This is a genomic window from Paenibacillus intestini (genome assembly GCF_030803945.1).
Lineage (GTDB): Bacteria > Bacillota > Bacilli > Paenibacillales > Paenibacillaceae > Paenibacillus > Paenibacillus polysaccharolyticus.
The window spans coordinates 309,632-334,939 of sequence record NZ_JAURUN010000006.1 but is presented as its reverse complement, the minus strand read 5'-3'; the positions used below and the strand labels follow the sequence as shown (position 1 = coordinate 334,939).

Here is a 25,308-nt window from a genome sequence, read left to right as displayed (position 1 = left end):
GTATCGTTGCCGTTGTTCTCCCATGTGGACACACCTCCGTTAGCCTTATTATCCTTCCGTCCGTTAACGGTTGTCCACTTTTTATTCTAGCTCCACCACAAGCGTTATTTGGGCTGAAATCCTCAAAATGTAGCGTGAATCGCTGTATTTAAAGTAAATAAGGTTTCTCGTGATCGTTAGAATTTTAAAATGGCTAAAAAGGGGTAAATAGGGTCTCTGGTGATCGTTAGAATTTGGAAAGGCGGAGATCGTCCACAAAGGTTAATCTGGCATCTGGCGAACTGTAGATCGCCCATACTAGTGTTCTTTTAGAACGAAACTTTCTTAGAGAAAATATAGGTGGGAGAAACCTCAAGTACATATATTCTACCCGAGAGACACACTCCACCATTTTGATAAAACTATGCCAGTTGGTTGATGCAGTCTTTAGTGTTATAGTTTTGACTGCGGGTGCATTTTACATATTAGGAGTACGATCAATATGCTACTTATTACTAGAAAATTAATAAATCGACTAAGCGAACCTTACAAAGAAGCAGATATGCTGGCCTGTTATGTTACGTCACAAGCGATTTCCTCAACGACAACTCGAGCTATATTGCTGATCAATCATGACGTGCTTAAAATTTTGTTCCTCAATTTATTTTCTTCCAAAGTTGTTCAAATGGTTCGAATACCACTTTCAGATCTGGAGCAACAGCGACTAAAATCCGGGGTTTCGTTGGCATTGATATGGTCATTTCAGTCTCATGGTATTCATTATCGATTTAGCATCATCAAAAAAATGCTTACGCTCGGCTCCATGCAAGCAGAGTTTCTAGCGTTTTTTGAAGAACATGTTGTGAGAGCCTGACGATAAGTATAAAATCTTTTTGCTTATAACATGAAGCCGGCAAAGGTTATTTTATTATAAAAACAAATTCAAAAAGGCATATCCATTGTCCCAACTCGCTGCATAACAGCCAGTCTGACATAAAGGATATGCCTTTTAACATTTCTATAACCGTTTGTGTTGATATTTATATTAAATCCAACATGATAGCTAAGTTTTATACCAAAGCTGAATATCTTATCTAAGCTTGAAGCACAGCTTCACTACCAAGACTTTCGTTTTCTACCGTGCGATGTTTCAGGAAATACGTCAATGTACCGACCAGACCGAGAACAGCGAAGATGCACAGAATGCCGATCTGATCCCAGGCAACGCCGAATTGTCCGCTGGAGATGACCGCTTTGTATCCCGTTACGGAGTACGTCATTGGTAACCATGGATTGAACACTTTCAGCCAGTTCGGAATGAGTTCCAGTGGGAACGTTCCCGCGCTGGTGGTGAGTTGGAAGATGAGCAGCAGGATGGCAATGAATCGTCCCGGATTTTCCAGCCAAGTTACCAATGCCTGAATGATGTACATAAAGCTCAGACTTGTCACAAAGCTGAACAAAAGGAATAACGGCACACTCTGTACCTTCAGGCCAAGCCCGTATAACACCAGTCCGGAAGCGAGCAAAGATTGAACGCCACTCATAATGGTGAAGGCAAGGGTTTTGCTGACAAATCGATTCCAGCCACTTGCGTCACTTACACTACTACCACGTGTTGGCACAACCAGCGTTGCAATCAACGCACCGACAAATAATCCGAGTGATAGAAAATAGGGCGAAAAACCTGTGCCGTAGTTGGGCACTTCGTTTAATTTGTGTTCATCGACATGAACAGGTTCGGCATACATCGTAACCAGTTCATCGGTCTTTTTGACACTGCTCGTTTGTTGCGCAGCGTCGTTTAATTTGGTGGCGAGTTCACCGGAACCGTCCGTTAACTTGATCGTGCCTTCTTGTAGCTTACCTGCACCATCAGCCAGTTTATGAGAACCGTCCGTAAGGGTGGAAACTCCGCCCTCCAGCTGGCTTACTCCAGACAACAGCTTACTTGCGCCAGTATTCAGTTGCTCTGATCCTGTTGCCAGTTTGGCACCGCCAGCGGCGGCTTCGTTTAATTTGGCATTGAATTGGTTGAGTCCTGCACTGAGCTTTTCTTGTCCGCCAGATAACTGTGCAGCGCCTTGTACCAGCTGTTCTTCACCTTGAACCAACTGGCTACTGCCTTGATGCAATTGTTGCTGTGCAGCTTGCAGTTGCTGACTTCCGGCAACGAGTTGCTGTCCGCCTTGATATACCTGCTCACTGCCAGCGGCAACGGCCTGACTAGCCGCGAGTAACTGTTGAACAGCGGGGCTGGCTGCCAGTTCGGGACTGGACTTTGCTAATTGAGCCAGACCTTGGGCGACCGCTTTTGCGCCTTCGCTGACTTTGCCGCTACCTTCCACGGAAGTTTGTAGTCCGGCGGTCAGCTTGGCACTGCCTTGTTCGGTAGCTGCGAGTCCAGCGTCCAGTTTGGACGCGCCTTCTTGCGCAGCTTGGATACCGGCATGCAGCTGTTTACTGCCAGCTGCAGCCTGCGTTGCGCCGTCACCCAGCTTGGTGCCGGCGGCAGCTAATTGTGCGAGACCACTGGATAATGTGCTCGCGCCGGAGTGAAGATCACCTGTGCCTTTGGCGAGGGTGGCTGTGCCTTCTTTTAACGAAACGGCGCCGGTTTGCAGCTTGCCTGCCCCGTCAGCCAGTTTCGCCAGGTTTTCTTTTAACGTAGCCGCCCCTTCATCCAGTTTGCTTGCTCCATCATGGATTTTACCTGCGCCATCTCCGGCATCCGCCAAACCGTCCGAGACTTTCTCGACCTTATCCAGCAGGGTTTCGGTATATGATTCTGTGACTTTGGCAGAGACTTTGGAGCGAATCTGTTTCACCGCCGTACCACCGATCTGACCCGCAAGGAAGTTGTACCCTTCGTTGGGCTCGTAGATCAGCTCAGCCGGAGTCGGATGCTCATCCATCAGCGTGGTTGCTTTGGCAGAAAAATCTTCTGGAATGACAATGGTCATGTAATATTTGTTAACCTTCATGCCTTGTTCTGCCTGGTCGCGGGTAACGAACTGCCAGTTGAAATCATCGCTTTTTTTCAGCTCATCGACCAGATTCTGACCGACTTCAAGCGATTTGTCATTGTAAACTGCACCCCGATCCGTGTTGACCACGGCGACAGGTAATTCATTCATTTTGCCATATGGGTCCCAGAAGGCGTTCAGGAACAGTCCGCTATATAACACGGGAATGAACAGCACCACGAGAATTGGAATAAATACTTTTGGTTTCTTAAAGGCGGATTTTAGATCCTGCCCAAATACACGAAATGATTTCATGATGTTCTCTCCCTATCTTACGCTTATCCCTTGTTTCTCTATTTAGTATGGTATGTGTGCGTCTGCGGGCGTTTTTCTAGTTGGGGGATAATCCATTTTTGAGAAAAAGACCTACAAACGCTTTGATCTGATCCTTGTGCAAGGTAGGATGCGCTTTATTCCAATCGGATGTTAGGCTGACGTATAACTTCAGTAGCACAAACGAGACCAGCTTGGGATCGTCGCTCCGAATCTGCTGTAACTCCATGGCCCGACTAACCTGACGCTCGAGATATTCGAGAATGGCCTTCTCTACTTTTTGCAGACCCTCTCTCGCTTGGGGTGTTCCAAAATCGTTGACCTCTTGGAAAAGCTTGATCAGCAGCTCGTGCTCCTCCCGATATTCCAGCAACGAGTCCATACTCTGATGCACGTTATCCAGAAAAGAGTTTTCTTCCTTCACCGTCTGCTCCGTAATCCGTTTCATGTCTGCAATAATCGAGCGCAGGATCTCATCAAACAATTCTTCTTTGTTCTCGAAAAAGGTATAGATCGTTCCTTTGCCCACATTGGCCAGTCTCGCCACTTGCTCCATCGTTGTGGCTTTGTAGCCAAACAGGGCAAAGGATTTCTCGGCAGAGTCCATCACCTGTTGCCTTCGATCTATCGTTTTCACGGCTATGCACCTCCTTGGGGTCTGACGTGTGTAATGGGTGAAGAGGGTAAAACACAAATTACAATTGACCAGTTTACTGTTTTGGTCAGTTGGTCGTTATCTAATGTAGCACTTGTGTATGGGGTTGGATGTGATCTATGTCATAGTTTGGGAAGTGAACGTTGTGATGATGGGGTGGGGAGAAGTTGGGAGAGTAGAGTAAGGTGCGAATGTGAAGCTCACATGAAAACCCCGGGGGATTCGCACCTTGAAAGTAGTGAAAATAGGGCATTTTGATGCCTTTTGGCAACAATATGCTGGAAAAAGATTGAATTCGCAGGCGGGAACACATAGAATAGTAGTGAAAAAACGTAGTTTTGTGATGTGTACGAACGTACTATATGTGTTTTTCGCTGTCTCACTCCGTATGGAGTGTGTGGATTGAAATCATAGGGGGGGAGTCGGTATCAAAATGAGCAATCGGCTACTCACTCGAGATTAGAAGTTTTGAAGATGTTATCCATATATCTACCGATGAGGAGTGTCAGGACATGTCCATACATCACATAGGTCAAGAGGTTACTTTTGCCGATATCAAAACGAGGTTGCCTCACGAGAGCTGGATGTATACACAGAATGAAGCACATGATGGTGAATTTGATGCCGAGGAAGTATGGCTGCATTCGGGTGATCTTCATATCAATGAGCTGTTGCTGGATGAGGGGCCTTTTTTAATTATGGTGGAGGGAAATCTGATCGTTGATCGTTATATTGGAAACACAGGATCGGACGCGGCTGCTTCTAACCTGGTTGTGCTTGGTGATCTTACAACGCCTTATATGCTCGTTGGAGGGCAGGAAATATATATTACAGGTAATCTTTATGTGGAGGATATGTTCTGGGGAGATTACAACCATGGAGAATTGACGGTGAGAGGCAACGTAGAAGGTGGGCTGCTAGTAAGTACAGAGCAATATAGAATTCAGATCCAAGGACAGCGGAAAGTGAAGCGTCAGCTTGAAGAGTGGGAGGATCTCGGACCATGGCAAGGCTTTGACATGCTGGAGTTATTTGTTCCTGAGTGTGTAATTGACGAAGATACAGAAGAGCCGTTTCCATGGCGAGAAGAGATGATAAAGAGGCTTCAGCAGGGACAGCCTATCATTAAACGAGAGTATATTTATGCCGCAGAACTAGCGCCAGATGTACCGGATTGGTTCGAAAATCATAAGTTCACCGCTGAGAACATTGAGCGTCTTACTCACCCTTCATTATTACCTGTAAGAGAGCAGGGTGAGTTGCTGAACAGCTATGAGTTTTGGGTGGATGGACAGTTTTGCCGAGGTTCTGTCTACGGGGATGAGTATACGGAAGGCTATTTCCGGAGTCTGTATTTTCAAGACGACCAAGGCTGTGCATTGTTGCTCAAAATAGAGCCAGCAGACCAAGCTTCAGGCTCTCTTAATGAACTTGCTGAGCAAGCGGGCACTCCTGTCTGGATGATCTCAGGCGCATATCGTTATTTGAACAGTGAGAACTCCGAATGGAGCGTATTTACGGAAGACTCACCTTCGGATATTCAGCAGTTAAGCAACCGTGGATGGGATACCTTGTTACAGTCTGTATCGAATTACCAGTATGTACGCACCTTGATTTCGCCGCAACGTATTCGTGATTTATTAGCGTTGTCTATCGCGGAGCCGTATGACGATTATTATGATGATGACCGGCATGGGTTGTGGATTGGAGACTTCTACTTTGCATTTCGACAAGCAGGTCAAATGTATAATGATGTTCCCCAGCCAGCTATGCTGCGTATTGGTAGAGAGTATACGGATACACAAGGGGAGACGAAGGTCGAGAAATACTTCTATACGCTACACCGGCATGCGGACGGCACGGAAATTGTGTTAATTGAATACTCGGCTCAGGAGCAAGAGGATGAGGAAGAGCCATTGTTGCTTGAACTTCATTATGTAGGTGGTCCTCAATTACTACATGCCGTTCAATTGCTGGAACGAGGACGCAAAGAGCTGATGCAAGCGAATCAGGATTTGCTGGATGGGGAATTGCCCTATGCTGTTGAATCCTTTGCGAAGCGATATTGGAAGTCCAAAGGATACCTGAAATAAAAGAGCTACACCATAAAACAAGGCGCCTAGACAGGATATTGCACCTGACCGAGCGTCTCTGTTTGGAGTTCGTCGATTGAAATATGTGAACTTAAGTAAGTTGTTAAAAAATAAAAAAAAGATGCTCGTCTGAGCACCTACACACTGGGATAATTTAAAATGTACAGCCAATTTGTGGTGTCTATGAATTTCTCTTTTTCAGATGTAATCATGTTCGCAACGTTAATTATTGCGCTCCTGACATACATTGATCGAAAAAAGAAATAACCCGCCATAGGTTGGAGGCCTAGCGGGTTATTTCTTCACCTTACGAAGCACACTTGGAGGATTATCCATCGCAAATGCTGTACAGGAGTAGCCATTGGCCTGGCTACTCTTATTTTTCCTTACTTTCATTTTATTAAACATTCATGCGACATACAACCGATGTATACATATTTTTATTCTTTAACTTTAATAACGAAGCGCAATAGTACAATATTGATAGAGACTCAGAAAGGTGCTGACAATAACGATGAATAACGAGCAAACCAAGTCACTTATCGGCGCGACCTCTTTGGAAGAGTATGTGCAAAAGGGAAAGTTGCCGCAGTGTTTACCAGCAGATGTTCAGATCACATTGGAGAAGGTTAGAGCACAGGCGGATGAAGTGTGGAGTGTGGAAGCGGAAAAACTCGAAGTAATTAGCTTTGATTACGAAGGATACACAGTAAATCTAACATTCCAGATGGACGGGACGTACTTGTTCGATAGTATGGATGTTTGGGCCGAAGTAGGAAACAGCGTAGGAGTAGCGACAGAAATAGATGTAGAGTCAGATTCAGGTTCAGTAGAGTCTACTTTAGTTACTTCTAAATTAGCTGCAATGGAGACAGTAGAACGTATTCAACAATTTGCGGCAAATTTGGGAATGCAGCTGGAATGGTTCGAAATGGGTGATGAGCGAGTATGCCTGATGCCCAGCGCGGTGACGTTACACTATTTGAAGCAGCAAAACAGATGGAAGCTGGTTAAAATTGCGGGAGCTTATCGAAGCGTGGACGAAGTTAGGGCCGGCCTGAGCCGCGTAGCTGATGCGGCGAATTAGTCTCGGACGAGTGCTAACGATCACAGGAGAGCTTATTTGGTCAGTTTATGACCTTTTCCAATTCTAACGATCACCACAGACGTTATTTGGAAGAAATACAGCAGAAAACGTCGGAAAACAAGGTGTTTGGAACAAATAAGGTTTCTGGTGATCGTTAGAGTTCTATGAAGCAAAAAATCAGGTAAATAGCGTCTCCTGAGATCGTTAGAATTAACGTCAATCAGAGCAAGCTAAAAAACCAAGGCATGAGTGCACAAACACTCAAGCCTTGGTTGATGGTACTTCTATGGCGCATACCGCCTATAATCAGTACTTGGTGATATGCCTGCAATTCCTCACAATTTCTGCGGGTTCTTATGCAATACAATTCACAACTACCGCATAATCTGTACTTCTCTCCTCCGCGGTATGCCCGCCCTGCCAAACTTCTCAGCTTACGCTTCTTTTACCTTAAAGAACGAGATGAGTTCTTGCAATTGCTCGGATACTTCAGCTAATTCGTCGGATGCGCTGACGATGGCAGCCATGGAAGTTTCCTGTTCGGCGATGGAGTTCTCGATGAGTTTGCTGCTGCTTGCTGCTTTGCTGACACTTGCAGAGAGTTCGTCTGCTGTCGCGGACATTTCTTGTGTACTTGCTGAGATTTCTTCGGTGGAGCTGGAGATATCCTGAATCTGGTTCGCTACTTTGTTGGTAGCGGTCAAGATATCTTCGAAGAAAACTCCCGTTTTCCGTGTAACGTTGAGGCCTTTTTGTACTTCTTCCGAACCCCGTTCCATTGCGTCTGCCGATTGTCCGATATCTCGCTGAATCTCATCGATCAACACACGAATCTGGGTTGCAGATTCTTGGGACTGCTCAGCCAGTTTACGTACTTCTCCAGCCACGACTGCGAAGCCTCGGCCTTCCTCCCCGACGCGTGCCGCTTCGATGGAAGCATTCAGGGCGAGCAGGTTGGTCTGTCCAGCGATATCCGTAATGATGCCGACAATGCTACTGATCTCATTGGAACGGTTCTCTAGAGATTGAATCGACGCATAAGTGTTCTGGACCGCACTTGAGATCAGGCCCATCTGGTCGATAACCTGTTTCATAATTTCATGTCCGTTATTCGAGCGTTGCTCCATGCTGAGCGCTTCATCGGCGACTTCAGCCGAGCTTCCGGCAATGTTCTGCACTACGGTAGACATCTCGGTCATAGCGCGTGCACTTTCTACAGTTGCTTTGTCCTGAGAGACGAGACCTGTTGAGATTTCACGGATGTTGGTGCTGATCGATTGAATATTATCGTTGTTTTTCGCCGAAATATCCAGCAGTTCTCTGGACGAATTCGAGAGATGGCGAGATGTATTTTTGACTTTGAACAGAGTCGTGTTGAAACGCTCAATCATCTCATTGAACTTGTCGTTAATGACTCCGAGATCATCTCGTCCTGTCCGAATCGTAACGTTTAGATTACCTGTGCTTACTTCCTCAATGCCTTTCATGAGGTCACGAATCGGGCGCATGGTTTTCTTCAGCATAATAAATTGCAGTACCATGAACAGAATCAGGAAACCGACCAGGTACATCAGTCCGTACAACAGTAATTTATTCAGCCCATTGGGAACGGCACTTGCATCAACATCAAAGTACAGTGCTGCGTAGATGGAGCCATCTGCCTTTTTGATTGGATACATCAGTGTTGTCCATGTTCCGAAATCATCGGTATAAAAATCACTAAACGCAGGTGCGCCGGTTGCATTCATATCATCGAGACCATGCTCAATCTGAGGAGATAACGGATAGTTTGTACCGGGCAGATACTTATCTTTCTCAAACGGTTCAACCAGACTGGTTGGAATCGCATAAATCGGAGAACCATTCTCCGCGTCTAGCTGCGAACCGAAAATGTAAGCTTGCGCGATATTGGGATTAAAAGTATGGATGGAATCCAGGTAATCCCGCAGTTTACTCTGATATGTATCGGAATAACTTTTCTCGGATGTGGCTTGTTCAACCTGACTTGTGTCCAGATCCTGGGACCATTTCAAGGTTGTAATCTCGGCTTGATCTTGCAACTGTTTGATTAATATACTTTTTTGCAACTGATAAGCTGCGGTGATCAGAATAATTCCAATCAGAGCGATACTCCCGAATGAAATAATCAGATTTTTGGCGAAAAATGGCATGGTACTCCAGCGAAGCTTTTTAAACAAGTTCATTCACTCCTCCTGTAAAATTAAAAAGGACTTCACCTGGACGTCGTATACGCTACATATTGAGTTGTATTTGGGATGGGTTGACATCTTCAATTACTATGAAAATTTCAATGTCTCTACAGATAAGAAAACTATAGTTGCTAATAAGACTGTGTTTGTTCTTCACGTATATGAATTCCAGGTAAGTTCTACTCATCAGTTATATCGTTATTTCGACATATTAATGTTAGGTTTCTTAAGTAAAATAGGACTTATGGACTGGAACTTTTGGATTATCTTCGTGTTTTGCACGTAACAATTGTCATATTGTACATCTTTCAGAGATCAAGACAATTTAATTGTGAAAAGGGTGGCGCACACACAATCGTAGCATGAGCATTGGTACTAAAATCAGTTTGATCGTGATCAGCAAGCGTGAATTCTCAGCATCCCGCGGGGTTTGCACAAGAGCAACTCAAGTCTGTGGAGCAGATCAAGGAGTCCGCAGCGATGTGTCTGACGTTTCGGCAGAACTGCAAGCATTTCCTGAAACCTTTTAAGATATAACATGTAGAGGATTGAACGCAGGCAGTGGTTTTTGCAATTCGAAACGGTTATGTAAAATAAGCATACAGATGTAGGACTACAAATAAAATAGAAATAGGCCCTGTACCGTTCAAGCGGTTCAGGGCCTTCTGCTTTTGTCGGATAGGTTGCTGTCTTTTCGTGGTTAACGTTCGGCCTTGTAATTCGTGTGATCCGTGTGTTTGGATGGATCAGCCGCACGCGCAGGACGTGAGTGAGCTTCGGTACGTTCAGTGCTCGTTTGCTGAGGCGAGTAGAAGTTAATGATGTCGTCAACCGTGGAAAATACAACGTGTTCACTGGATTTATAATGATCTGTTGGAATAAAAACCTCTTTTCTGTGATGGATATAAGTGTAAGGAAGGTGCTTATACGGATACTCCGATGACAGAATAACCTTTCTGTCCTCTCCGTTATTGTATAAACAGAAAATCCAAACTTATATAGGAATTGGTATTAACAAACAACAAAAAGTAAGTGTCGGTGGGCATAAATAAAGGGCTGCCGGAGGCAGCCCTCGTATCAATTACAGTTTAGTAACGTTCTCCGCTTGTGGACCACGGTTACCTTGAGTTACTTCGAACTCTACACGTTGACCTTCGTCTAACGTTTTGTAACCATCACCTTGAATCGCGCTGAAGTGAACGAATACGTCTGTTCCTTCTTCAGTTTCGATGAAGCCAAATCCTTTGTCTGCGTTGAACCATTTTACTGTACCTGTTTGCATGTGATTCCTCCAAAAATAATAAGTTTTGTACGACCATTGGTATGAGCTGCATTCAATAATTAATGCTCATACGGTGGTTAGACCGTAGACGTTCTGTCCACTAATGTATCGACCTATATCATCATAACACGCGTGCCAATATAAGTCAATTTTTGAATGTATTTTCTAAAAAAAAGAGCGCCCATAGAAGCGAAATCCCTTGCCAGACGGGATAAAATGCTTCATCGGTAGATCATATTTCCTCACCAAAAAGAAAGCGATTACACGAATTGAGTTTTATTGTATATTATGTTGGAAACCTTGCGCTTTATGATATCGGTTAAAGACCGTGCATATTCGTTCGTTAGAGAAAAAGGGAGGAAGTGTATCATGTACCGGGTTCTGCTCGTGGATGATGAGGAAGATGTTCGTGAAGGGTTAGTTGTCGAGGTGGATTGGGAGGCAATGGATCTACGCATTGTGGGTCTGGCCGAGAATGGCCGTGAGGCTCTGGAGATGGCAGAGAGGATAGAACCCGACATCGTGATTACTGACATCAGCATGCCGTTTATGGATGGATTGGAGCTGGCACGAAGATTAAGAGAGCGAAATCCACTAGTGAAGGTCGTTATTTTAACGGGATATGATGAATTTGATTACGCTCGGCAGGCGGTATCGCTCAGTGTGGATGAATATTTGTTGAAGCCCTTCTCGGCCGGACATCTTACCGAACTGCTCACCAGATTGCGTGCTCAGATGGAGGCGGAGATCGCGGAACGTGAGGACGTGCAACAATTGCGAGAACACTATCGCACCAGCTTGCCTTTATTACAGGCGGATTTGATTGCAACGTTGTTACATCGCCAGAAATCATCAGCATATATATTAAGCCGGGCAAGCCAGTGCGGACTGGAACTGAGAGGTAAACGTTATGGTGTATCGATCCTTACATTGCATCCGACCGAAGATCCGGAATTGAAGCTGTTTGCAGCGCTGAATATTGCGGCAGAGGTGTGGGCGGATCATAAGGCAGGCTATGCCTTTATGCACCAAGAGACGGTTGTATTGCTCTACGTGGAACCGCTGGACGGAATAGAAGGGAAGGCGGAAAACCCGCAACAGCATGCACTGGAAAATGTAGTGCGAAGCATCCGTCACTATTTGCGTGTGCCTGTAACGATTGGATCGAGCAGGCTTGTGGACACCCTTCCCGATGTGAAACATGCCTATGAGGATGCCTTGCTGGCGCTGGATTACCGACTTGTGCCAGGAACGGATTCCTTGATCTACATTGCGGACGTGGAGCGGCAGGCCGCAGGCAAGCTACGTTTTGATGAATTGAAACAACAGACGTTAACCCGCTGTTTGAAGGCGGGAACGCAGGCAGAGTTGGAGCAAGGGCTACAGCTCATTTTCCGGGAAATTACGGTGGAACACGGGCGCAGTGATATTCAGTTGTATTTGATCGAAGTATTAACTACCGTTTGGAAGGCCGCACAAGCCTCGGGCGAAGAGATGGAGGATATATTCGGTGCCGGATTCCAGCTGTATACGGATCTGTTCCGACTGCCGGGTCTGTCCGAGGCACAACATAGGGTGAGTGAAGTCTGTCTGCTTGTACAACAGCGAATCTCCAGCGGGCGTCAGCATGTATACAAAGATATTGTGGAGCAGGCGCTCACGTTTACGAAAAAACATTATGCCGATCCGGATCTGTCCATTCAGAAGGTATGCGCACATCTACATATCAGCTCCGGTTATTTTTGCAGCATTTTCAAAAAAGAAGTACAGCTTACCTTCCTGCAATATCTGATGCAGATTCGAATGGATGAAGCGAGGGAACTGCTCCGCTCTACGGAGCTGAAGTCGTTTGAGATAGCCGAGAAGGTAGGCTTTGCCGAGCCGAATTATTTCAGCTTTTGTTTTAAAAAGCATACTGGCGTCTCGCCCAAAGAGTATCGGAAACAGGCGACTACGACCCCTGAAGGTTCCCCTCAATGAGCTGGAGCACGTTAACCACACAAATTAAGTCTATTGTGATGAAACTCCGCTTGGTTGTACGTTCGTCCAAGGTCAGCAGTATTCGTTCTATTATTACGTGGTCTTTCTCCATCTTCATTGTGCTGGTACTAACCATTATGGCGATATTACTGCATGACAAATTCACCCAAGCTGCCGAGCGCAGTGCAGAATTGTCGACCAGACAGATCGTGGATCAGGTCAGTTATAACCTGGAGGATTACGTGCGCAGCATGTCCCATCTGTATCGTGCCATTGAGGAACATATGCTACGGGACGGTACATGGGAAGGGGAACAGGTGGACAAACAGCTGGATACTTTGCTCAGCAGCCGGGAAGATATCATCTCCATTACACTGCTCGACGCGGACGGACAGTTGCTCAAGAACAGGCCGGCTGCCGAACTGAAGCGCAGCGCGCATGTCACTCAACAAGGATGGTTTCAATCGGCCCTGCGTGTACCTAATCATCTAAGTTTCTCCTTGCCTCATATTCAAAATATGTACGCTGGACCTTATCAATGGGTCGTTTCCATGAGCAAGGGCATTACCATCAAACAGCAAGGTCAGGAGAAGCAAGTGATCCTGCTGGTCGATATCAATTTTAAACAAATGGACGAACTGAGCAGCCGGGTCAGCCTGGGGCAACGGGGTTACGTCTATATTATTGATGAGAGTGCTGGCAATATTGTGTATCATCCACAGCAGCAACTCATGTATATGGGACTGAAAAAAGAAAATATTGAGCAAGCACTGGTGGCTACGGGGAGTTACGAAGATGAGGCGGATGGGCAAAAAAGGCTGAATACCGTCAAATCGGTGGCCAATATCGGTTGGAAAATTGTCGGTGTGGCGTATCTGGATGAAATTATGACAACACGTCAGGAAGTGAACGGATACCTGATTCGTGTGCTGGTCGTTGTGCTGGTGCTTGTCATTGTGGTATCCCTGTTCCTCTCTTCGAGTCTGACGCGTCCAATCCGGCGGATGGAACGGAAGATGAAGGCGGTGGAGCGAGGGGACTTCAACGTGGAGCTGCCCATAACGGGACCGCTTGAGGTCGAGCGCCTGGCGCGTAGGTTCAACCTGATGGTGAACAAAATCCGTAACCTTATGGATGAGATCATTCATGAACAGGAGCAAAAACGCCGTCTGGAGCTGGAGGCACTACAAGCCCAGATTAATCCGCATTTTCTGTATAACACGCTGAATTCGGTTGTGCGCATGGTGGGCATGAGCCGTAATGATGAAGTGATTACGATGATTACGTCGCTTTCGCGGTTATTCCGCATCAGTCTCAGCCAAGGGAAAACGATCATTACCGTCCGCGAAGAATTGGAGCATGCCCGTCATTACCTGACCATTCAGCAGATGCGTTTCAAACACAAGTTTACTTTCACTATTCATGCGGATGAGCAGGTGCTGGACTGCCTGACACTGAAGCTGATACTACAGCCGCTCATTGAAAATGCCATTGTACACGGTATCGAGTATCACATGGACGAGGGAAGTATCGAGGTGCATGTGCAACGTGAAGAGCAGATTCTGATATTTCGCATTACAGATAACGGTGTAGGCATGTCGGAGGAACAGCTCGCGGGGTTGCTCAGCGGTCGTCCGGTGGTGAAGAGCGGAGCGGGTTCCGGTGTCGCTGTACGCAATGTGCATGATCGCATCCGGCACTATTATGGCGAGGGATATGGCCTGGAATTCGCAAGTGAGCTGGAGGAAGGCACTACGGTATGGATTCGGATTCCTGTTCAGGAGGAACAGAAGGAGGACGGGATGAATGATGGACGATAGCCCAATCAGTAGCAAAACGAGCAACAAAACCGATAACGAATCCATTAGTGGAACCAGCAGCAAGATCAATAACCACAACAAGAGTACATGCCGTGTATTGGCAAAAAAAAGCCAGGCCACTCTTCCCGGTTCCCCGGGATTATGGCTATTCAAAGCCTTGTGCCAGGCAGCCATAGCCTGCTGCCTGTTCATCTGTGCCGCCTGCGGCATGGCAGAGGCGGATCAACCGGCGTCGCCACAGCGTATTGCGCTGATTACGCCTGCGGGCACGGGAGAGCTCGCCGAAGCGATCCGCCTGGGAGCTGAGGCTGCCGCCAAAGAGCGCGGCGCACAGCTCATCACCGTTGAAGCGTATCCGGTGGATTCCGCTTCACACACCTCACCTAATGCGGACTATGCAATAAGTCCGCCACCTGTGGCAACACTAGCCACGGCAAATCGGGATTATACCCGCAGTGAGCGCGAACAAGCCCAGGTCCAGGCAGCCGAACTCGCATTGAAACAAGGGGCAACCGCACTGCTGGTTGATCCATTAAGCGAAGATGTCCTTGGCGATATCATTCGTAAGGCAGAGACAGCGAGAACAGATGGAGGTATCGTACCTGTTATTGTGTTGAATGATGAATTCCCCGTCAAAGGCATTACCAGCGTCATCTCCATGGATAATCTTGAGGCAGGACGTCAAGCCGGGCAGGCCCTGGCCGAATTACTGGAAGGCCATGGCCTTATTGCTTTAGTAGGCCCGGACCCGCTAAGCGAAGGTCTGGTTCTGAGGGAACAAGGGATCGAGGAAGCGTTGCAACAATACCCGGGCATCAACATCATTCCCAAATCCGTATGCAACAACAGGAATGCGTGCTGGCAAACAGTCAAGCAACTACTGGATCAGCATGAGCTGACCGGAATCATTGCCCTGCAAGAGCCGGCATCGCTCGGCGCGGCAGATGAACTGCATCGTCGCAAGGATGGAAGGCAGCTCAGCATTGTTGGGTTTGGCAGCGAACAACAGCAGTTAGAGCAGTTGCAGGAAGGCGTTTTTCAACGACTGATTGTGCAGAATGGGTACAGTGCTGGTTACCTGGGGCTTAATCAGGCACTCGCCAAACTGAAGCGGGAGCATGTTCAGACCCGGGTCATCTTGGAAACCAAGGTTGTTAGCACAGATAATATGTTCTGGATGGATAATCAAAAGCTCTTATTTCCGTTTGTTCAATGAAGATTAGATCATTGAACCCTATTTTAAAAGGGATTTATATAAGTTGAACTGTTTATTTTACACATTAACGGAGAGGACAGAAAAAAACTGGAAAAGCGAAGCGCTCGCCTTTATCACCGGATTTTTCCCTATGAAAAAGGGAATCGAAAAAATCTGGGGATAACAGCGATTGGAAGTTTATTCAGTCATCGGAGTGGACCGTGTAAAAAACTTTTAGTTCAACTTATATAGAATAGATGAACTGATGAGGATTTCGATAGAACAGATGAAGATATTGTATTCGAAAACAATGTAAACCCTTTCATAATAAAGACATCGGTAAAGCCGAATGAACTTGGGGGAGGTCATGAAGAATGAAAAAGAAAACGTGGATGACATTATTGCTTACGGTGTGCATGGCTGTGGCGGCAGGGTGCAGCAACGGAGGAGACAGCGCTGGTGGGAACGGAAGCGCGGGAACAGACAGTGGCACGAAGGCGGAAGCCGGAACGCAAACGGAAAACCCGAAAATTGGCGTTGCCATCTATAAGTTTGACGATACGTTTATGACAGGAGTAAGGAACGCAATGACTGCAGCGGCGGAGGGCGTAGCTACCCTTGATATTGTAGACAGTCAGAATGCGCAGCCGACACAGAACGAGAAGGTCGACCTGTTTGTATCCAAGAAATACAATGCCATGGCGGTGAATCCGGTAGACCGGACCGCAGCAGGTGTCATTATCGACAAGGCGAAAGCGGCTAATATTCCGGTAGTATTCCTGAACCGTGAGCCTGTAGCAGAGGACATGAACAAGTGGGATAAAGTGTATTATGTCGGTGCGAAAGCGGAAGAGTCCGGTACAATTTCTGGTCAGTTGATCGTGGATTACTGGAAAGCACATCCGGAAGCTGATAAAAACGGCGATGGCAAGCTGCAATATGTCATGCTAAAAGGTGAACCGGGTCATCAGGATGCCGAGCTACGCACCAAATATTCGGTTCAAGCCATACAGGATGCCGGCATTGAAGTTGAAGCACTGGCCGAAGATACGGCGATGTGGGATCGGGTAAAAGGCCAAGAGAAAATGCAGGCATTCCTTGCTTCGCATGGCGACAAAATCGAAGCGGTACTGGCGAACAATGATGACATGGCACTTGGTGCGATTGAAGCATTGAAAGCAGCGGGTTACTTCAAGGATGGCAAAACGATGCCTGTCGTAGGTGTGGATGCTACAGCTCCAGCAATTCAGGCGTTGCAGGATGGTACCATGCTGGGCACCGTGCTGAATGATGCCAAAAATCAGGGAGCGGCAACGGTTGCGCTGGCGGCTGTTCTTGCCAAAGGCGAGACACCAACCAAAGAAAATACCAAATTTGATATTACAGACGGGAAATATGTCTGGATTGCTTACAAAAAAATTACGAAAGACAACATTGCCGACGCCCAATAATAGTAGCAGAGAGGGACGTATGTCATCTTGGCAGCGTCCTTTTTTTGCCGGTCAGATGAAAGGGGAAGATAGAAGATGCAGTCACCTTATCTGCTGGAGATGAAGGGGATTTCCAAAGCATTCCCCGGCGTGCAGGCGCTCAGTGAAGTCACACTGAAGGTGAAGCCGGGAACCGTTCATGCGTTGATGGGCGAGAACGGGGCGGGAAAGTCAACCTTGATGAAATGTTTGTTTGGGATGTATCGTCCCGATGCAGGCACAGTGCGCATCGAAGGCAAGGATGTAGAAATACCGAATTCGAAGGCCGCATTACAGCAGGGTATATCCATGATTCATCAGGAGTTGAATCCGGTTCCGCACCGTCCGGTGATGGAAAATATATGGTTGGGACGTTTCCCGATGAAGGGGCTTCTGGTGGATGAGAAACGGATGTATGCCGATACGCTGGCACTGTTTCAGGATTTGAATCTGGATATTGATCCGAAGGCACTTGCTGGAACGTTGTCTGTGTCCAAAATTCAATCCATGGAAATTGCCAAAGCGGTATCGTTTCACTCCAAAGTGATTGTGATGGATGAACCGACCTCATCCCTTACGGGTAAAGAAGTGGAGCAATTGTTTACGATCATCAATAAGTTGCGAAGCCGCGGCGTGTCCATCATCTACATCTCACACAAGATGGAGGAAATTTTAACGATCTCGGATGAAGTGACTATTATGCGAGATGGAGTTGTTGTAGGCACTTGGGATGCTGCGGATCTGACGACAGACCTGATCATTACACGTATGGTTGGACGTGATTTAAGTGAACGATTCCCGGAAAGGCTTAATGTCCCTGGTGAAGTCATTCTTCAAGCAGAGGGTCTGACGTCGAATCAGCCGAATTCGTTCCGGGATGTTTCGTTTCATCTGCGCAAAGGCGAGGTACTTGGCATTGGCGGTTTGGTAGGTGCGCAGCGGACGGAACTGATGGAATCCTTATTTGGACTGCGAGGACTGGCTTCCGGTACGATTACCATTCATGGTCGCAAGGTGAAGATTAACTCGCCCGCTGCCGCCAAGCGTCATAACATAGCACTATTAACCGAAGAGCGACGAGTGACCGGGATATTCCCCGTGTTATCCGTTTATGAGAATACGATTATCGCAAGCCTTGGTCGTTACCGAAATCGTCTGGGTTTGCTGGACGAGAAGAAGGGACGGGAAGAGGCACGGGAACAGACGCAAAAGTTCAGAACCAAAACGCCTTCAGTTAACACGCTCATTCGGAACTTGTCTGGAGGCAATCAGCAGAAGGTACTGCTGGCTCGCTGGCTCTTGACTGACCCTGAGATTCTGTTGCTGGATGAGCCCACACGCGGAATTGATGTTGGAGCCAAGTTCGAAATCTATACGATCATTACGGAACTGGCCCGGCAAGGCAAAAGCATTATCATGATCAGCTCCGAGATGCCTGAATTGCTAGGGATGTCAGATCGCATTATGGTCATGAGCGAAGGACGCCTCACCGGTATTGTGGACGGAGCCGAGGCGACAGAACAGCATATTATGAGGCTGGCCGCGCAGCAGCGGATGGCTGGTCAGGAGGAACACAAATGAATACAACCCTTGTTCATCAAGTGAAGCAATATGTGGCTCAGCGTGCGATTTTTATTGTGCTGATCCTGCTTGTTATCGGTATCGCCATTGCCGATCCGAACTTTCTCGCATTTTCCACCCTGCGAGATATTTTACAACAATCTTCCACTCGCGCGATTATCGCACTGGGTGCGGCGTTCATCCTGGTGACGGGAGGCGTCGATCTGTCGGCTGGACGCGTAGTTGGTCTGACAGCAGTGGTATCGGCATCGATGTTACAGATTGATACGTATGCCAATCGCTTTTTCCCGGATCTGCCGCAATTATGGGTGGGCTTGCCGATCGTAATCGGCATCATAGCAGGGTTGCTCGTTGGTTTAGTAAATGGCCTTATCGTTGCCAAGCTACATGTCCCCCCTTTTATTGCCACACTGGGTACGATGGTCGCTGTTTATGGTCTGAACTCGATCTACTTCGATACAGAACCCAACCAGTCGCAACCCATCGGAGGGCTTAGACCGGATTTCACGACAATAGGATCAGGTTATATTGATCTGGGTGGAGGCTATTCGATCCCCTACATCGTGCTCATCGCCATTGGAGTAGCACTGATCTGCTGGGTTGTTTTCAACAAAACCCGTCTGGGTAAAAATATGTATGCCATCGGCGGAAACATTCAGGCCGCTCACGTATCCGGTATTCACGTCGCTCGAAACCTGATTGCGTTGTACGCGATTGCTGGGGCGCTTTATGGACTGGGCGGAGTACTGGAAGCGGCTCGTACCGGCGGAGCAACGAACAACTACGGTAATATGTACGAACTGGATGCCATTGCTGCATGTGTTGTTGGCGGGGTGTCTACGGCTGGAGGAATCGGAACTGTACCCGGTGTGATGGCAGGCGTGCTGATCTTTGGCGTCATTAACTACGGTCTCACCTTCATCGGGGTAAGTCCTTACTGGCAACTGATTATTAAAGGGTTGATTATTGTTGCAGCTGTAGCGTTTGATATTCGAAAATATATGGCTAAGAAATAATAGGAAATCCGCTTATTCTTCCAGAACAAGTTACCTAATATGGAAAAACAACAAAGAAGCCAGCCCTCATCCCTCGAGAGCTGGCTTTGAATAGTTTATGATGAATTTTGCGTTGCGAGATACGTACGGAAATATTAATGTGCACATTTTTACATTTCAATGCATTCATATGTCCTGTTGTTTGTGAAAATTATATATTCTTGCGAATTTTAACATCTTCCAATAATCGACAACATCGGCTAATCATAATCGATATAATATTTGTGTATATGTTTGAAAGTGTGACTTTTGTCTAAGGGGGCGAGGCTATTTGCTAAGTTACACAATGAAGATGGTAATTTTCCCAATAGGTTGTCTGCTTGTCATGGTATCCTCTACTGTACTGGGACAAGCATCGCATCCAACCTTGATGATCGTCACAGGCATTCTGCTAATTATCAGCATATGGGCGGAACGGCGTTATCCATTTTTAACATGGATTCAATGGTTAATCCTTGGTGCATTTCATTATTTCAGTCAATTAAACTGGTGTAATCTGCTCTATTATATGCTCATCATTTCAATGATTCAGGACAAGCAGAGAATGGTACAGACCTTACCGATTTCGCTGCTGCTTATGCTCCAGTATACGATCATCAGGTTGTCATATGTTCCGATAGAACCATACAGTTTGCTGGTGTCATTATTTGATTTGCTGACCGCGGTAGTGGTTATTTGGCTATATCATACTTTAATGAACAGTGAGTCTGAACAACGGAAACTTCGGGAAAAAAATCGGTTTCTTACCCTTCATGATCCGCTTACGGGATTGTTAAATTATGAAGGATACATGCAGGTGCTTCATAAGACGTTGGAGGAAGAACGATCCTTTCTCTTGATTCTTTTGAATGTTAATAATTTTAGTGGTTACAAAAAGGAATCAGATGATCCCTGGTGTGCAGTCATTAAGGGTATCGGACAAAAGATCACGAACCAGTTCCCCGAATCTTATGGTATATCGAGGTATGCGGGTGACCGATTTGCCATTGTGTTGCCGCAAATACCCTATATCGAAGAACGGATATCTTCCTTGTTGTCTAATCAGCTACAAGGATTGCAAGTAAGTTATAGCATATCGCGTTATCCGAGGTTATCACAGACTTTGCAACAATTCATGACCATTGCGGAAGATCAACTGATTGAGCAACAGCGTAGTCAATGGATTAAAAATGAAGAGGAAGTGTTCCGTTCCGAAAGACTGCGTGCTGTAGGTGAGCTTGCTGCAGGGATGGCCCATGAGATTCGTAATCCACTCACCGCCATCCGAGGATTTTTGCAACTGTCACGTGGGCAATCCTTTAATATCGCACCGTGGTATGAAGTTATTATGAGTGAGGTCACCAGAGTCACCGATTTAACGGGAGAATTTTTACAATTTTCCAAACCTCAAGCCCATCATATGAAACCGGAGAAGCTGGCACATTGTCTGGAGCGTGTTATGTCTTTGACCGAATCGGATGCGGCTTCCAGAGGACATCGGATTACCCTTCATGTGCGGGATGAGTCGGTTTGTGTGAACATGGATCGGGATAAAATTGTACAAGTTCTAATCAATCTGATTCGTAATGCTTTTGAAGCGATGTCAGACCCCGGAGAGGTACATATCGATATGATACAGGAAGGGGATAACGTGTTGATCTCCATAGCGGATACGGGGAGCGGGATTCCCGAGCGTTCGTTAACCGCGATTTTCAACCCGTTTTTCACAACAAAAGAGGAGGGAACGGGATTGGGGCTAGCACTTTGCCAAAAAATTGTTCAGGACCATAACGGTAGTATTACCGTTTCCAGTGAAATGGGGGAAGGTTCCACGTTCACCTTGTGTTTGCCTGTGGAATCGGGCGAATAGTTAGTGTTGTGTGTCAGACCAGCGCAAAAAGGGGGGATAAGGCGTGCTGGGTTGTTTAGCAGTATGGAATAAACAAGGGCTATCCTACGAACTCCATCGGTCATTGATTACGATCAATCATCGATGGAGTTCCGGGATGCCCTTATTTGCGCGAAACGCATTTATACAGATGTGTCTTGAGACGTACGCCCGGGTTTAGGAGAAGGGGAGATCGACAACCTGCGCCACAACCATTCGACTGGACCTAGTGGATATTTGCGTAGCCAGAGGTGTGAGAAAAGCATAAGTAAGAGGCATATACCAAGCCACATGAGCAAAATAAACAGAGAAGACGGGCGTCCGCCAAAACCAAGTCCCCATCCATAGAAGAGCACAGAGGCGATGATATTCTGTACGATATAACAACTCAGCGCCATCTTGCCAATTTCACCGAAACGCTGGAACAGCTTGGGGAAAAGACCTTTTTCTAATCCATAAGCAATGATTCCGAGATAACCAAGCGTAAGTACTGGCGCGCTGATATAGCGTACCCATATATCCATAACTCCACCGGGAACGAGCAACAACAGATTCAGAGGAATACCTGCCGCAAGTCCGGTAATCATCAGTTTACGGCGCTTACGGCGTCCGGACTCGTCGTTAGAAAATACTCCCGTTCTCATAAGCAGTGCTCCTAGTAGAAAGAGAAAAACATTCAATGGGATAATGGCTATCGATTCTGCACGGAAAAAACCAAAGTTATGCAACCGGAACAGCACTTGTTCCCACCTCGTTCCAGAAGCGTACAGGTGTGTAAGGGTATCCATACCGTTGAAGGATGAACCGGATTCAAATGCCAGCAAGGCTGTAATTCCCGTAACGCCGATCACATGTATGCCTCCTGCAATCACCATCATCGTTAGCATAAAGCGCCTGGAGCGGTGAATAATCAGCGAAACAATCATGCCAGTAATGGCATAACTCATCAATACGTCATATTCCATTACCAAAATATAGTGCAATAGTCCGTCCAGCAGCAGAAGTGCACATGACCAGATATAGACACCGGGCCATGCGTAGCCTTCACGAGCTGCTTTTTGGCGTTTCAATTCCATGCCGGCTCCAAATAGCAAAGTGAGCATACCAAGAAATTTTCCATTCACCAAGATGAGCATGATCGTCTGCATCAGGCGATCTCCTGAACTCCACCACGGCTCAAGCGCGTTACCGAATACCAGGTTCAGATCACCAAGGTAAGCAAAAATCCAGATGTTGGTTCCCAAGGTGCCAATAATAGCAAAACCCCTAAGAATATCGAGTAGGGCAATTCGTTTCATGAAGTCCTCCTTTTTTTGGTACATATGAATTAAAAACAATATAACACAAATGTACTAAAAAGAATTATTCAATTTTAAAGGAAATTAGGTTCTTGGAGAAGTAGTAGTTTCGTGATGTGCAATTTATGATTCGTAATTTGGAAAATATGGTATTATCTATTGAATGCGGTATCGTCTCAGAGACCACCTAACATATCCGATGTATTCCGTACTTAATGAAAAAGGAGGCACCTATGTGATTAAAAAACAATCTCTCAACCTTGCAGCAATGAAGTGGAAAACGATCGTAGCCGCTTTTCTGGCAGTAATGCTATTTATGATGTCTGTGGTCCCGGCTATTGCAGCTTCTCCAGGAAAAACCGTAAATGCTTCAGCAAAACTGGCTTATAACCTCAAAGGACTCAAATTTAACCGGGTGGTGCAGAAGGCTTATATAGCAGACAAATACGTATACGTAACGCAGCGGGTGAATACGACATGTCAACTATCCAGACTACTAATCAAAGGCAATAATGCCGAATACGTGGATCATATGACGATTACGAACAGCGGGCACTGCCAGACGCTGGATATGTATACGTACAACGGAGCGAACTATTTTTATTTTAGCTCCAAAGCGGATTCATCATCTGATAACGTCTGGTCACTTCAAGTAGCTAGACTTCAATATGCTGCTGGCAAAACTGTAGATTATACCGACCTTCATCGGTTTACTTATATGAACTATGCGAATAAAAAGGGTACGAAACAGGGAACGACATACCGAGTGGATGGCGGTGGCAACAGCAACTACACCGTGTTCAGAATTCAAACGAGGGAAGGCGGAAAGTCCAACACGGATAAGGTAGTCTGGTCTGTGTATGATACGGCTGCATTAAACAGGTTGCTTGATCAAAACAAGCAGGTTCGCATGGACAGCCCTGCGGCAATTAAGGCGGCTGTTTCCAGTTTCACGCAGTCGGGCAGCGGAATAATTCGGCCAAATGGGTCATTCCAAGGAGTAGACTTGCTCGGTAAGACTCAAATATTTACATCCGGCGGGGCCGAAGGAGATACACCTCAGATTGCTAAAATTTCCAGTTCAGGCGTGTATCAGTCTCTTGTAAAAATAACGAATGTCGGAAAACACGAAATCGAGGGTGTACAAAACAAGAACGGGAACGTCTACTTTCTGATTGTTGCCGATCCAGGAAATAAATCCAGTGGGCAGAAAATATACTACGTTCCGGATAGCGTGTTTTAAGAAAGATTAGGTGGGTCTCTGAGACTGCACCGCGTTATAAATTCTATGGAATATTAAACGGGTGTGTTAACCGCCACCTTTGCTATGAAAGTGTAGAGCAAAGGTGGCGGCTTTTTGGCTTTATGGAAGATTTGACCTGCTCCCTACGAGTATGCTACATTGTTATTAACGAATTGTTAATAACATATTGTTAATAACAGGATGAGGTGTATGAACCATGTCTCATGGAGACAAAGCGTTTGATCCAGTCAACATTAGCGAGGAAGAGTTTTTAAAAACCTATGATGCCGGAGAATACGAACGTCCCTCGGTTACTGTGGATATGCTCGTATTTACGATTCGAAGCGGAGAACAGGAAAATTACCGTAAGTTGGCGGAACCGGAGCTTGGTTTACTGCTGATTCGCAGGGGAGGTCACCCCTACCTGGGGCAATGGGCACTGCCAGGGGGATTTGTCTCCATGGATGAATCACTGGAGGATGCTGCCCGTCGGGAATTGCATACGGAGACAGGACTGGACGGTATCTATCTGGAACAGCTGTATACATGGGGAGATGTAGGCCGCGATCCGCGCACACGGGTCATTAGTTGCTCTTATATGGCTCTGGTGGACAGCAGTGAACTGGAGCTTCAGGCGGGTGATGATGCCAGCGACGCAAGCTGGTTCCGGGTAGAGCAGAAACTCATTGAAGAGAAACGTCATATTCATGAACGCGGCCGGGTAACAGAGCGCAGATTGCAGCTTATTTTGAGCAATGAAACAGAACAGTTGTCAGCCACTGTGGAGACCACAGAGCAGGTAGAAGGGCGAGTGCGGAACAGCAAGTTGAGTTTGGTGGATGTTCAAGGGATCGCATTCGACCATGCCCAAATTATTCATTACGCGCTGGAGCGGCTACGTTCCAAGATTGAATATACGGATATCGCGTTTAATCTGATGCCGGAGAAATTCACGTTAACGGCGTTGCAGAAAGTGTATGAGATTATTAGCGGCAGAAAACTGTTGGCAGCTGCATTTCGGCGCAAAATGGCAGACTGGGTGATTGAAACGGGGGAATATACAAGCAGTGCGGGTCATCGGCCATCCCGGCTGTACCGATTAAATCCGGAGAGAGAAGTACTGTAGTTGGAGTTAGTCATGAGTAGAAATAGTTCAATCCGAAGGATGTAAGCAATCGTTTGGAATGGAACGAAG

The 25,308-nt window shown here is 46.5% G+C and carries 19 protein-coding genes; 14 read left to right on the top strand and 5 right to left on the bottom strand.

The genetic code is table 11. The annotated features are described in order from the left end of the window. The first annotated feature begins 481 nt into the window (after positions 1 to 481). Positions 482 to 853, top strand: a complete 372-nt coding sequence (locus J2T16_RS18230; protein WP_499018972.1) for a hypothetical protein — start codon at positions 482 to 484, stop codon at positions 851 to 853. Between the two features lie 220 nt (positions 854 to 1,073). On the opposite strand, the gene J2T16_RS18225 is transcribed toward J2T16_RS18230, so the two are convergent. After that, entirely contained in the window at positions 1,074 to 3,260 is a 2,187-nt protein-coding gene (locus J2T16_RS18225) for a YhgE/Pip family protein (protein ID WP_499018970.1), read from the bottom strand. A gap of 76 nt (positions 3,261 to 3,336) precedes the next feature. After that, positions 3,337 to 3,915, bottom strand: a complete 579-nt coding sequence (locus J2T16_RS18220) for a TetR/AcrR family transcriptional regulator (RefSeq protein WP_154890699.1) — start codon at positions 3,913 to 3,915, stop codon at positions 3,337 to 3,339. Between the two features lie 530 nt (positions 3,916 to 4,445). Here J2T16_RS18220 and J2T16_RS18215 point away from each other — a divergent pair. The 3 genes from J2T16_RS18215 (at position 4,446) to J2T16_RS18205 (ending at position 7,113) form a co-directional block, all read left to right on the top strand. Then, the gene (locus J2T16_RS18215) at positions 4,446 to 6,026 is read left to right on the top strand and encodes a hypothetical protein (RefSeq protein ID WP_336120979.1); all 1,581 of its coding nucleotides are present in this window, start codon (positions 4,446 to 4,448) and stop codon (positions 6,024 to 6,026) included. Between the two features lie 159 nt (positions 6,027 to 6,185). Further along, entirely contained in the window at positions 6,186 to 6,293 is a 108-nt protein-coding gene (locus tag J2T16_RS18210; RefSeq protein ID WP_222591835.1) for a putative holin-like toxin, read from the top strand. A 232-nt stretch (positions 6,294 to 6,525) separates the two neighbouring features. Beyond that, positions 6,526 to 7,113, top strand: coding sequence for a hypothetical protein (locus J2T16_RS18205; protein WP_499018969.1), 588 nt, complete (start codon positions 6,526 to 6,528; stop codon positions 7,111 to 7,113). 434 nt (positions 7,114 to 7,547) lie between these two features. On the opposite strand, the gene J2T16_RS18200 is transcribed toward J2T16_RS18205, so the two are convergent. Continuing rightward, positions 7,548 to 9,317, bottom strand: coding sequence for a methyl-accepting chemotaxis protein (locus J2T16_RS18200; RefSeq protein WP_499018967.1), 1,770 nt, complete (start codon positions 9,315 to 9,317; stop codon positions 7,548 to 7,550). Between the two features lie 368 nt (positions 9,318 to 9,685). On the opposite strand from J2T16_RS18200, the gene J2T16_RS18195 reads away from it, so the two are divergent. Further along, positions 9,686 to 9,853 carry a hypothetical protein gene (locus J2T16_RS18195; protein ID WP_308722362.1) on the top strand — a complete coding sequence of 56 codons (168 nt, stop codon included), beginning with the start codon at positions 9,686 to 9,688 and terminating at the stop codon, positions 9,851 to 9,853. 551 nt (positions 9,854 to 10,404) lie between these two features. Here the strand turns inward: J2T16_RS18195 and J2T16_RS18190 are convergent. Next, positions 10,405 to 10,605 carry a cold-shock protein gene (locus J2T16_RS18190; RefSeq protein ID WP_090917732.1) on the bottom strand — a complete coding sequence of 67 codons (201 nt, stop codon included), beginning with the start codon at positions 10,603 to 10,605 and terminating at the stop codon, positions 10,405 to 10,407. 369 nt (positions 10,606 to 10,974) lie between these two features. On the opposite strand from J2T16_RS18190, the gene J2T16_RS18185 reads away from it, so the two are divergent. The 7 genes from J2T16_RS18185 to J2T16_RS18155 all read left to right on the top strand — a co-directional run bounded on the left by J2T16_RS18185 (position 10,975) and on the right by J2T16_RS18155 (position 21,554). Beyond that, positions 10,975 to 12,585 (top strand): response regulator, encoded by a 1,611-nt coding sequence (locus tag J2T16_RS18185; protein ID WP_499018966.1) that lies wholly within the window; start codon positions 10,975 to 10,977, stop codon positions 12,583 to 12,585. 38 nt (positions 12,586 to 12,623) lie between these two features. Next, positions 12,624 to 14,405, top strand: a complete 1,782-nt coding sequence (locus J2T16_RS18180) for a cache domain-containing sensor histidine kinase (protein ID WP_499018965.1) — start codon at positions 12,624 to 12,626, stop codon at positions 14,403 to 14,405. Further along, entirely contained in the window at positions 14,392 to 15,621 is a 1,230-nt protein-coding gene (locus J2T16_RS18175) for a substrate-binding domain-containing protein (RefSeq protein ID WP_499018963.1), read from the top strand. Before J2T16_RS18180 ends, J2T16_RS18175 begins: the two co-directional genes overlap by 14 nt. Before the next feature lie 353 nt (positions 15,622 to 15,974). Then, positions 15,975 to 17,051, top strand: a complete 1,077-nt coding sequence (locus tag J2T16_RS18170; RefSeq protein WP_154890709.1) for a galactose ABC transporter substrate-binding protein — start codon at positions 15,975 to 15,977, stop codon at positions 17,049 to 17,051. Between the two features lie 75 nt (positions 17,052 to 17,126). Next, positions 17,127 to 18,650, top strand: a complete 1,524-nt coding sequence (locus J2T16_RS18165; protein WP_221790731.1) for a sugar ABC transporter ATP-binding protein — start codon at positions 17,127 to 17,129, stop codon at positions 18,648 to 18,650. Further along, complete coding sequence (gene mglC, locus J2T16_RS18160) at positions 18,647 to 19,666, top strand: galactose/methyl galactoside ABC transporter permease MglC (protein WP_154890711.1); 1,020 nt, start codon at positions 18,647 to 18,649, stop codon at positions 19,664 to 19,666. Before J2T16_RS18165 ends, mglC begins: the two co-directional genes overlap by 4 nt. Positions 19,667 to 19,991: 325 nt before the next feature. Next, positions 19,992 to 21,554, top strand: a complete 1,563-nt coding sequence (locus J2T16_RS18155; protein ID WP_499018962.1) for an ATP-binding protein — start codon at positions 19,992 to 19,994, stop codon at positions 21,552 to 21,554. Positions 21,555 to 21,715: 161 nt separating this feature from the next. Here the strand turns inward: J2T16_RS18155 and J2T16_RS18150 are convergent, their stop codons facing one another. After that, positions 21,716 to 22,870 carry a DUF418 domain-containing protein gene (locus tag J2T16_RS18150; RefSeq protein WP_499018961.1) on the bottom strand — a complete coding sequence of 385 codons (1,155 nt, stop codon included), beginning with the start codon at positions 22,868 to 22,870 and terminating at the stop codon, positions 21,716 to 21,718. 268 nt (positions 22,871 to 23,138) lie between these two features. On the opposite strand from J2T16_RS18150, the gene J2T16_RS18145 reads away from it, so the two are divergent. Beyond that, on the top strand, positions 23,139 to 24,113 hold the full coding sequence (locus tag J2T16_RS18145; RefSeq protein ID WP_154890927.1) for a helveticin J family class III bacteriocin: 975 nt from the start codon (positions 23,139 to 23,141) through the stop codon (positions 24,111 to 24,113). A 217-nt stretch (positions 24,114 to 24,330) separates the two neighbouring features. After that, positions 24,331 to 25,239 carry an NrtR DNA-binding winged helix domain-containing protein gene (locus J2T16_RS18140; protein ID WP_154984560.1) on the top strand — a complete coding sequence of 303 codons (909 nt, stop codon included), beginning with the start codon at positions 24,331 to 24,333 and terminating at the stop codon, positions 25,237 to 25,239. Positions 25,240 to 25,308: the final 69 nt, after the last annotated feature.